At 72.3% G+C, this 9,579-nt stretch carries 7 protein-coding genes and 1 pseudogene; 3 read left to right on the top strand and 5 right to left on the bottom strand.

The window, feature by feature from the left end; all coding sequences use genetic code 11:
• Window positions 1-35 precede the first annotated feature (35 nt).
• Both ACFRIC_RS41905 and ACFRIC_RS41900 read right to left on the bottom strand, forming a co-directional pair.
• A complete protein-coding gene (locus ACFRIC_RS41905) occupies window positions 36-1,676 on the bottom strand; it encodes an ABC-F family ATP-binding cassette domain-containing protein (RefSeq protein WP_382797295.1) in 1,641 nt (546 codons plus the stop codon).
• A gap of 93 nt (window positions 1,677-1,769) precedes the next feature.
• Window positions 1,770-2,243: pseudogene (locus tag ACFRIC_RS41900) on the bottom strand (oxidoreductase); the annotation flags it as partial.
• 67 nt (window positions 2,244-2,310) lie between these two features.
• On the opposite strand from ACFRIC_RS41900, the gene ACFRIC_RS41895 reads away from it, so the two are divergent.
• Window positions 2,311-3,273 carry an FAD-dependent oxidoreductase gene (locus ACFRIC_RS41895; RefSeq protein WP_382797294.1) on the top strand — a complete coding sequence of 321 codons (963 nt, stop codon included), beginning with the start codon at window positions 2,311-2,313 and terminating at the stop codon, window positions 3,271-3,273.
• A gap of 64 nt (window positions 3,274-3,337) precedes the next feature.
• On the opposite strand, the gene ACFRIC_RS41890 is transcribed toward ACFRIC_RS41895, so the two are convergent.
• Window positions 3,338-5,296, bottom strand: coding sequence for a Xaa-Pro dipeptidyl-peptidase (locus tag ACFRIC_RS41890; RefSeq protein WP_382797293.1), 1,959 nt, complete (start codon window positions 5,294-5,296; stop codon window positions 3,338-3,340).
• A gap of 182 nt (window positions 5,297-5,478) precedes the next feature.
• Between ACFRIC_RS41890 and ACFRIC_RS41885 the strand changes: the two genes are divergently transcribed.
• Complete coding sequence (locus ACFRIC_RS41885; protein WP_382797292.1) at window positions 5,479-6,978, top strand: M1 family metallopeptidase; 1,500 nt, start codon at window positions 5,479-5,481, stop codon at window positions 6,976-6,978.
• Between the two features lie 83 nt (window positions 6,979-7,061).
• Here the strand turns inward: ACFRIC_RS41885 and ACFRIC_RS41880 are convergent, their stop codons facing one another.
• Window positions 7,062-7,988 carry an adenosine kinase gene (locus ACFRIC_RS41880; RefSeq protein ID WP_382797291.1) on the bottom strand — a complete coding sequence of 309 codons (927 nt, stop codon included), beginning with the start codon at window positions 7,986-7,988 and terminating at the stop codon, window positions 7,062-7,064.
• A 215-nt stretch (window positions 7,989-8,203) separates the two neighbouring features.
• Window positions 8,204-8,683 (bottom strand): macro domain-containing protein, encoded by a 480-nt coding sequence (locus ACFRIC_RS41875; RefSeq protein ID WP_382797290.1) that lies wholly within the window; start codon window positions 8,681-8,683, stop codon window positions 8,204-8,206.
• Window positions 8,684-8,827: 144 nt separating this feature from the next.
• On the opposite strand from ACFRIC_RS41875, the gene ACFRIC_RS41870 reads away from it, so the two are divergent.
• Entirely contained in the window at window positions 8,828-9,526 is a 699-nt protein-coding gene (locus ACFRIC_RS41870) for a MerR family transcriptional regulator (protein WP_382797289.1), read from the top strand.
• Window positions 9,527-9,579 lie beyond the last annotated feature (53 nt).

The following is a 9,579-nucleotide window of genomic DNA, read 5'->3' as shown; positions in this document are numbered from 1 at the left end:
GCGGTCGCCCCCTTCCGTATGCCGGCCGGCGAGGCTCAGCGTTCCGTCACCTTGCCGTCCGCCACCTCCAGGCGGCGGGTCGTGCGGACCGCGTCCAGCATGCGGCGGTCGTGGGTGACCAGCAGCAGCGTGCCCTCGTAGGAGTCCAGGGCCGATTCGAGCTGCTCGATGGCCGGCAGGTCGAGATGGTTCGTCGGCTCGTCCAGGACCAGCAGGTTGACGCCCCGGCCCTGGAGGAGGGCCAGCGCGGAGCGGGTGCGCTCACCCGGCGAGAGCGTGGCCGCCGGACGCAGGACGTGGTCCGCCTTCAGGCCGAACTTGGCCAGCAGCGTACGGACCTCGGCGGGCTCGGTGTCCGGGACGGCCGCGCCGAACGCGTCCAGCAGCGACTCGGAGCCGTGGAAGAGCTTGCGCGCCTGGTCCACCTCGCCGACGACCACACCGGAGCCGAGCGTGGCGTGGCCGGAGGACAGCGGCACCCGGCCGAGCAGCGCGCCCAGCAGGGTCGACTTGCCCGCGCCGTTCGCCCCGGTGACGGCCACCCGGTCCGCCCAGTCGATCTGGAGCGTCGCCGGACCGAAGGTGAACTCCCCGCGCCGTACCTCCGCGTCGCGCAGCGTGGCCACCACCGCGCCCGAGCGCGGGGCCGCCGCGATCTCCATGCGCAGCTCCCACTCCTTGCGGGGCTCCTCGACGACGTCCAGCCGCTCGATCATGCGCTGTGTCTGCCGGGCCTTCGCGGCCTGCTTCTCGCTGGCCTCGCTGCGGAACTTGCGGCCGATCTTGTCGTTGTCGTTGCCCGCCTTGCGCCGGGCGTTCTTGACGCCCTTGTCCATCCAGCCCCGCTGCATCTGGGCCCGGCCCTCGAGGGCCGAGCGCTTGTCGGCGTACTCCTCGAAGTCCTCGCGGGCGTGCCGGCGGGCGGTGTCGCGCTCTTCGAGATAGGCCTCGTAGCCGCCGCCGTACAGCGTGATCTGCTGCTGGACCAGGTCGAGTTCGAGGACCTTGGTGACCGTGCGGGTGAGGAACTCGCGGTCGTGGCTGACGACGACGGTCCCGGCGCGCAGCCCGGAGACGAAGCGCTCCAGGCGCTCCAGTCCGTCGAGGTCGAGGTCGTTGGTGGGCTCGTCGAGCAGGAAGACGTCGTAGCGGGAGAGCAGCAGGGAGGCGAGGCCGGCCCGGGCCGCCTGGCCGCCGGACAGGGAGGTCATCGGCTGGTCGAGACCGACGCCGAGCCCCAGCGAGTCGGCGACCTCCTCGGCGCGTTCGTCGAGGTCGGCGCCGCCGAGGTCGAGCCAGCGCTCCAGGCTGTTCGCGTACGCGTCGTCCGCGCCCGGCGCCCCGTCGACGAGCGCCTGCGTCGCCTCGTCCATCACCCGCTGGGCCTCCTCGACACCCGTCCGGCGGGCGAGGAAGTCCCGTACGGTCTCGCCCTCCCGGCGCTCCGGCTCCTGGGGCAGGTGCCCCACGGTCGCGGAGGGCGGGGAGAGACGCAGCTCGCCCTGTTCCGGGGTGAGCAGACCGGCGAGCAGCCGCAGCAGCGTGGACTTGCCCGCGCCGTTGGCGCCGACGAGCCCGATCACGTCGCCGGGCGCGACGACGAGGTCGAGTCCGGCGAAGAGCGCGCGGTCGCCGTGTCCGGCGGTGAGGTTCTTGGCGACGAGGGTGGCAGTCATCAGGGAGCCGATTTTAACGGCCCGCCGGAGCCCGTCTCACCGCCGCTGCGGGTCCCGGTGCGTGACCGGTTCCACCCGTGCGCTCCCCGGCGTACGGGCCCTGACGGACGACTCGCCCAGGGAGTTCAGCGCGGCCCGGTACTCGGGGCCGTGGAAGCGGTAGGGCCCCACTCCGTGGTAGCCGTTGCGTTCCAGATCGGGGCGGTCGCCGGTCTGCCAGGCGAAGTCCCGCCAGACGTAGTCGTCGCCGTCCCGCTCGACGACCGCGGTGACGGCGCCGCATTCGACGCTCTCGCACTCGGGGCAGCCGTAGATGACGTGCCTGCCGCCGTCGAGCGGGGCGTCCGCCTCCAGGAGGAGGCCGCGCACCTGGGCGGTGAAGATCGCGGGCGGTACGTCGGAGGCGAGCGGGGAGACCGCGTCGAGACCGGAGAGCTCCGACAGCAACGGGCGCCCGTCGACGACGAAGTCGACGGCGTCCCGGTGGACCCGGGGGTCGCCGCCCGTGAGGACTCCACCGGCACGCGTCGCCGGGGCCAGGCCGAAGGTGGCGTACTCGGAGGACATGGTGTGAGTATCCCCAGGCGGGGAGTGACGAGACCTCCGTCGTGGCATGTTCCGCTAACGTCCCCGCATGGAGAAGCCCGGGAACGATGACGTGATCGTGGTCGGCGGCGGGGTCGTCGGTCTGACGACGGCCGTGGTGCTGGCCGAGGCCGGCAGGCGGGTCCGGGTGTGGGCGCGGGAGCCCGCCGAGCGGACCACCTCGGCCGTTGCGGGGGCGTTGTGGTGGCCGTACCGCATCGCGCCGAAGGAACGGGCCCGTGCCTGGGCCCTCGAATCGCTCTCCGTGTACGAGGAGTCGGCGGCGCGGCCCGAGACCAGTGGCGTACGTCTGGTCGAGGGGGTCATGGGCGAGACGCGGCTGGACGAACTGGGGTCGTGGGCGGCCCGGGTGCCGGGACTGCGCGCGGCGACGGCCGAGGAGTACCCGGGCACCGCGCTGCGGGCACGGCTGCCGTTGCTCGACATGCCCGTGCATCTGCGCCATCTGCGGGAGCGGTTGCTGCGGGCGGGCGGGACGGTCGAGGAACGGACGGTGACGGACCTCGCGGAGCCGGACGCGCCGGTCGTCGTGAACTGCGCGGGCCTCGGCGCCCGTGATCTCGTCCCGGACCCGGCCGTCCGGCCCGTGCGCGGACAGCTCGTGATCGTCGAGAACCCCGGGATCCGTGAGTGGCTCGTCTCGACGGACCCGGCGGCCGGGACGACGACGTACGTCTTCCCGCAGCCGGACCGGGTGATCCTCGGCGGCACCACGGACGAGGACGACTGGTCGCTGGTTCCCGACCCCGAGGCGGCCGCGCGGATCGTCGAGCGGTGCGCGGCGCTGCGTCCCGAGGTCGCCGGGGCCCGTGTGCTCGGCCACCGGGTGGGGCTGCGTCCGGTGCGCGAGACGGTGCGGCTGGAACGCGAGGTGCGGCCGGACGGACGGGTGCTGGTGCACAACTACGGGCACGGGGGCGCCGGCGTCACGGTGGCGTGGGGATGCGCGCGGGAGGCGGCCGGACTCGCCGGTCCGGCCGCCTCCCGCTGACCTCCGGCCGCGGGGGCCGGAGGGTCGGGCGGGTCAGTGCGTCACAGGGCGGCAGGTCGGTGGGTCAACCGGCCTGTCCCGGGACGCGGAGTGCGGCGCGCGGGGCGCGTACGCCGTCGAGGACGGACGCGGACGGTGCCGCCGTGGAGCCCGCCGTCGCCCGCTCGAACGCGCCCGCGCCGCCCACCAGGGGCACCCGGGCCGAGGTACGGGACAGGTCGAGCGTCAGGGTCGGCGTGTCGGCCGGCGGGTCGATCAGGTCCTTGTCGGTGCCCGCGACGATCAGCGCGAGCCGGTGCCCCTTCGGGATCACGTGGTCCGTCGCCGCCAGGTCCAGCGTGATGGTGTACGCCTTGCCCGGGGTGAGCGCGACGCCCTTGTCCGAGGCGTGGTTGCCGAGGTCGGCCCAGCCGCGGCTGACGACGGTGAAGTCGACGTCGGTCCTGGCCGCCGCGGTCACCTTGTAGCAGGAGCTGTCGCCGGCCGTGCTCGCGCCCCAGCAGGTGCGGTCGGTCAGGGTCGTGATGCCCTCGCCGGAGCCGGCGTAGTCGCGGACGGTGTCCGGGCCGAGGTCGACGAGGACCGCCGAGAGGTGGGCGGTCGCTGTGGTGGGGGTGGCGGTCACGGTCACCCGGGAGGAGCCGGAGAGGCGCAGGTCGTGCGTGAGCGGCCCGGTGGTGAATCCGGCCTTGTCCGTGGTCGTCTGGTCGATGTGGGCGGCCCAGTCGGTCTCGCTGCGCGTCGGGTCGTCGGTGAACGTCTCGGTCCCGGAGCGGCGGGCGAGCCCCAGAGCACCCACTCCCGGCTGCGCGCCCGCGCTCGGGCGCAGGGTCGTGGCGCTCGTGGTGCGGGGCGGCCAGACGGCCGAGGTCGTCCACTGGTCGGGGTGGCGTTCGATGTCGGCCATCGGTTCGTGGTCGATGCCGTTGTCGTAGCCGAGGAGTTCGTGGTCGAACCAGCGGTGCAGGGTGTCGACCCAGGCGCCGCGGCGGAAGTCGAAGGGGTCGACATGGCCGGTCTGGGAGAGCCAGATCTTGCGGTCGACGCCGTTCTTGGCGAGGGCGTCCCACCACTGGCCGAAGTTCTTGGTACGGACGTTGAGGTCCTGCATGCCGTGGACGAGGAAGACGCTGGCCCTCACCTTCGAGGCGTCCTTGACGTAGTCGCGCTCGGTCCACAGCGGCGTCCAGTCGCCCGTGCGCGGCGCGCCGTCGACCAGTTTCCGCTGTACGGCCGCGCACTTGGCGCGGGCGTCGGGGCTGTCGACGTATCCGGACAGCCAGTCGGGTCCGGAGTCGTAGAGCGGGGCGCCCTTGGCGAAGTAGTAGTCGTACCAGGAGGAGATGGCGCTGATCGGCACGATGGTCTTCAGGCCCTTCACGCCGGTGGCGGCGACGCCGTTGGCGATGGTGCCGTCCCAGCTCTTGCCGATCATCCCGGTCCTGCCGTCCGTCCAGGTGGCCCGGGCCGTCGTCGTGCCGGTGCGGGTGGTGTAGCCCCGGGCGCGGCCGTTGAGCCAGTCGATCACCGCCTTGGCGGACTGGATGTCGGAGCGGCCGCCGACGTCGACGCAGCCGTCGGAGCGGTCGGTGCCGGCGAGGTCGACGCCGACGAAGGCGTAGCCGCGCGGCACGAAGTAGTTGTCGTAGAACAGCGGCATCTGGACGACGTGGCCGTTCGCGTCGTACGTCTTCTTCTGGCTCTCGTTGCCGCGCCCGCAGCAGGAGTAGTACGGGCTGGCGTCCATGATCACGGGGATCTTGCGTCCCTGGCGGGCGAGTTCGCGCGGCCGGACGATGTCGACGGCGACGCGGTCGTGCCGTCCGTCGCGGTCGCCGTCGAGGCCGGTGTCCACCCAGACGGACTCGCGGATGGCGTTCTCGTAGGAGTAGACCGGTGTGCTCTGTCTCGGCGCGCCGTGTGCGGCGGCCGGGAGGAGTAACGCGGCCATCAGGGCGGCCACGGCCGCCGTCGCGAGCGATCTCCAGGTCATGAAGCGCGTTCGGCTCACTGGTATCGGCATGCGCGGAACGTACCCCGGTGAACTCTCCTGCGACAGGGGGTGCCTGACGGGCCATCGGTCCGGGAGGACTCATGTCGGCCGAATGGCGATCGTGTGACAGGGGTGACCGTGGACATGACTGGTGCCCCAGGGACTGAATAGGCTCCGGACCGACTTCATGCCCCGACGACTTGGAGCTTGACGTGCACCGCAGACTCATCGCCCCGGGCGCTCTGGCCGCCTCCCTGCTGCTGGCGATCCCGGCATCGGCGGCGAGCTACACCCCGGGAGCACCGGGCATCGGCGACCCCTACTACCCGGCCTACGGCAACGGCGGGTACGACGTCTCGCACTACGACCTGAGGCTCACGTACCGGCCGACGACGGACGAACTGGAGGGCACCGCCACCCTCCTGGCGACCACGACGCAGGATCTCTCCCGGTTCGATCTGGACTTTCTGCTCGACGTGAGCGAGGTGCGGGTCAATGGCGCGAAGGCGTGGTTCGCCCGGTCGGGCGAGCACGAGCTGGAGGTCACGCCGGCGAAGCCGCTCGCCAAGGGGACGGCGGTCACCGTCGTCGTCCGCTACAGCGGAGTGCCGTCGACGAAGAGCGCGTACGGGTTCTCGACCTGGCACCGCACCCCGGACGGGGCGGTCGCGGCGGACGAGCCCGAGTCGGCCTGGTGGTGGTACCCGAGCAACGACCACCCGCTCGACAAGGCGACCTACGACGTGTCGGTGGCCGTCCCGGACGGCACCCAGGCGATCTCCAACGGCACGCTGCAGTCGACGAGTTCACGGCTCGGCTGGACCCGCTACAACTGGCGGTCCAACAAGCCGCAGGCCACGTATCTGACCACGCTCGCGGTCGGGAAGTTCGACATCACGACCGGCACCTCCGAGGGCGGCGTCCCGGTCGTCAACGCCTACAGCAAGGACCTGGGCGACAACGACGGGGCGGCGCGCGCCAGTGTCGAGCGCACGGGCGAGCTGGTGGACTGGCTGAGCGGCTACTTCGGGCCGTATCCCTTCAGCAGCGCCGGCGGATACGTCCCCAACACCACCACCGGGTACGCGCTGGAGACCCAGACCCGGGTGTACTACAGCCCGCGCCAGTTCGCGAACGGCTCCAACACCTCCGTGGTCGTGCACGAGTTGGCGCACCAGTGGTTCGGCGACGACGTGTCGCTGAAGGGCTGGAAGGACATCTGGATCAACGAGGGCTTCGCCCGCTACGCGCAGTGGCTGTGGTCGGAGCACGAGGGCGAGGGCACGGCGCAGGAGCTCGCGGACTACGTGTACGCCTCGCATCCGGCGGACGACGCCTTCTGGACGGTGGCGCCCGGGGATCCGGGGCCCGACAACCAGTTCGACATCGCGGTCTACGACCGGGGCGCGCTGGCGGTGCAGGCACTGCGCAACCGGGTCGGGGACGACGCCTTCTTCGCCATCCTGAAGGGCTGGCCGAAGGAGCACGCGTACGGAAACGCGTCGGTCGCCGACTTCCAGCGGTACGCGGAGCAGGTGTCCGGCACGTCGCTCGCGACGCTCTTCGACACCTGGCTGTTCCAGCCTTCGAAGCCCGCGACTCCGGCGGCCCGGAACGCGGGGGTCGCCCCCGCCACCCCGGCGAAGACGGTCACCGCCCGCCCGAAGTCGTGGAAGAAGATCGCCGCGACGAACTCGCTCCACGCACACTGAGCCCACCCCGCTGAGCCCACCCCGGGGCCCACGACACGGGCCCGCGTCCCACCTCGGCGGGACGCGGGCCTGCGGGCCCTCCGTCAGGGGCGGGCCGGGGCGCCGAGGTCGTGGTGTGCCGTCTGGTCGAGGAGTTCTGTGCGGGTGATGGCGTCGGCGCGGGTCGCGGGCACCGTGCAGGCGTAGGCGCCGGCCACCGCGCCGTACAGGGCGCAGCGCTCGACCGGTTCGCCGGTCAGACGGCCGAAGAGGAAGCCCGCGGCGAAGGAGTCGCCCGCGCCGTTCGAGTCGACGACCGGCGTGCGGGGCGGGATCGCGGGGATGTGGGTCACCTCGCCGTCGGCCAGCACGTACGCGCCCTCGGCGCCGGCGGTGGCGACGACGACCTCGGCCCGGCCGCGCTCCACGATCTTCCGCATGGTGCGCTCGTGGTCGGGGAGGGCGGTGGTGGAGACGAACACGATGTCGGCGGTGTAGGCGAAGGCCTCGTGGTACGGGTTCTCACCGTCCCAGTTGTGCAGATCGGTCGAGATGGTCACCCCGGCCTCCCGCAGGACCGGCAGGGCGAAGGCGCACGGGTGGGTGATGGAGACATGGGCGTGCCGGCTCGACGCGGCCAGATCGCGCACCGTGTCCTCGGGCAGCCGGTCCCCTTGGCTCGCCCGGCTGTCGTCGTACAGGGACAGCCTGCGCCCGTCGGGGCCCACGAGGTTCACCGCGCGCTTGGTGCCCGCGGGCTGGGGGACCTCGGTGAGCGCGATGCCCCGCTCCCGGTGCAGGGCGCGCACGAGGTCGCCCTCGGGGTCGTCGCCGAGCATGTCGAGGTGGTGCGTGCGCAGGCCGAGGGTGTGCAGTCCCAGCGCGACGAAGTCACCGGTCTGCCCGGCGCGGGTCTCGATGCCCGGGCGGATCATGTAGCTGTCGGCGTAGGGCAGCGGCAGTTCGGGGACGTGGACGATCGTGTCCACACCCGCACCGCCCAGAACGAGGACGTCGATGTCGCGGCTCATGACACTCCCTTTCGGACGCGAGCAGCGAGTCAACCAGTCCCCCGACGATCACCGCAAGGAGTTGCAGAAACTTCCGCAAGCCCCTTCGTGAACTCCCTCCAGCTTCCTCCAGCTCCCTCCAGCTCTCTCCAGGGCCGCGCTTGCGAGGCCCGCTTCCGTGCTCCGCTCATCCGAGGTGAGCGGGCAGCCCGTCACCGCGACGCCTCCGGCGCCGGTCAGCCGCCGTGGTCGTACACCGTCACCGCCAGGCCGCGGCGCACCAGCCGCTCGGTGACCAGGGGTTCCACCCGCGCCCAGGTGCCACCGGCCAGCCCGCATCCGATGCGCGGCATGTGCACGGAGGCCCCGAGCTCGACCGCCTTGCCGGCCAGCAGCGCGAGGGCGGCGTCGATGGCCTCGTACCGCACGGGAACGCCCTTGCTGCCGGTGCGTATCCCCCGCTGCCCCACCATGTTCGCCACCCACACATACGGCTCGACCTGGACGAACTGGGCCGCGCCCAGGCCGAAGTCGTTGCTCGCGCGGCCGCGGTGCCAGGCGCGGTAGGCGGCCTCGGGCTCCGGCCAGCGGCGGGAGAGCGCCAGCACGAAGCCCTTCCCCCAGCCCCCGACGTCGTTGCACACGTGGGCGATCATTTTGACGCCCTTGACCGAGGGAGCGGTGGCGTCCCCGCGGACGTAGCTGATCTCCGGCATGACACCACCGTAGAAGCCGCCACTGACAACGGCGTCGCTGGACAGGTGCTTTCACAACACTGGTGAGACAGCAATACTGTTGCACCGCGCCGTCACCCCTCACCCCGGACGCGCGCCGCACGACGGGAGAGGCGAGGACCTGGCATGACGACGGACACCGAGGAGCCCAAACTCACGGTCGACGAACTGGCCGCGCGCGCGGGCGTCACGGTCCGCACGGTCCGCTTCTACAGCGCCCGGGGCCTGCTGCCGCCGCCCGTGATCGGCCCCCGCCGGGTGGGCCACTACAGCCAGGAGCATCTGGCCCGGCTCGCGCTCATCGAGGAGTTGCAGCACCAGGGCATGACGCTGGCCGCGATCGAGCGCCACCTGACGCAGTTGCCGCCGGGGCTGAGCGCGCACGACCTCGCCATCCACCGCGCCGTGGTGGCTTCCTGGGCGCCCGACGCGATGGAGGACGTGACCCGGGAGGAACTGGAGCGGCGGGCCGGGCGGCCGCTGGGTGACGCGGACCTGGAGCGGCTCGCCGCGATGGGCGTCGTCGAGGGGGCGGGGGACCCGCTCCGGCTGGACCCCGGGCTGCTGAAGCTCGGCCTGGAGCTCCTGGACGTACCGATCGCGGACGAGACGATCCTCGCCGCGCGGACCGTCCTGCTCGACCACTCGCGTGCCGCGGCCCACGAACTGTCCGGGCTGCTGCGCAACGCCGTGGGCGACCGGGAGTCCGTGGCGGCCGTGAAGTCGCTCTCGGCGCACATGCAGCCGCTGGTCGTGCAGGCGCTGCTGACCGCGTTCCAGCGCTCGTTGAAGGACGAGCTGCGGGAATGGCTCAAGGAGTCCTGACGGCCGCCGTTCGACAGCGGGGGCGGGTCCCGGACGCCTGTCAGGTGTCCGGG

This window comes from Streptomyces sp. NPDC056738, assembly GCF_042790435.1.
Lineage (GTDB): Bacteria > Actinomycetota > Actinomycetes > Streptomycetales > Streptomycetaceae > Streptomyces.
The sequence above is the reverse complement of the archived record's forward strand: the minus strand, read 5'-3'. Positions and strand labels throughout refer to the sequence as shown.

What these genes read in the sequence shown, in the direction of transcription:
- ACFRIC_RS41870 (WP_382797289.1), top strand. Translation starts at nt 8,828, where the DNA reads ATGACGACGGACACCGAGGAGCCCAAACTCACGGTCGACGAACTGGCC.
- ACFRIC_RS41875 (WP_382797290.1), bottom strand. Translation starts at nt 8,683, where the DNA reads ATGCCGGAGATCAGCTACGTCCGCGGGGACGCCACCGCTCCCTCGGTC.
- ACFRIC_RS41905 (WP_382797295.1), bottom strand. Translation starts at nt 1,676, where the DNA reads ATGACTGCCACCCTCGTCGCCAAGAACCTCACCGCCGGACACGGCGAC.
- ACFRIC_RS41880 (WP_382797291.1), bottom strand. Translation starts at nt 7,988, where the DNA reads ATGAGCCGCGACATCGACGTCCTCGTTCTGGGCGGTGCGGGTGTGGAC.
- ACFRIC_RS41895 (WP_382797294.1), top strand. Translation starts at nt 2,311, where the DNA reads ATGGAGAAGCCCGGGAACGATGACGTGATCGTGGTCGGCGGCGGGGTC.
- ACFRIC_RS41890 (WP_382797293.1), bottom strand. Translation starts at nt 5,296, where the DNA reads ATGCCGATACCAGTGAGCCGAACGCGCTTCATGACCTGGAGATCGCTC.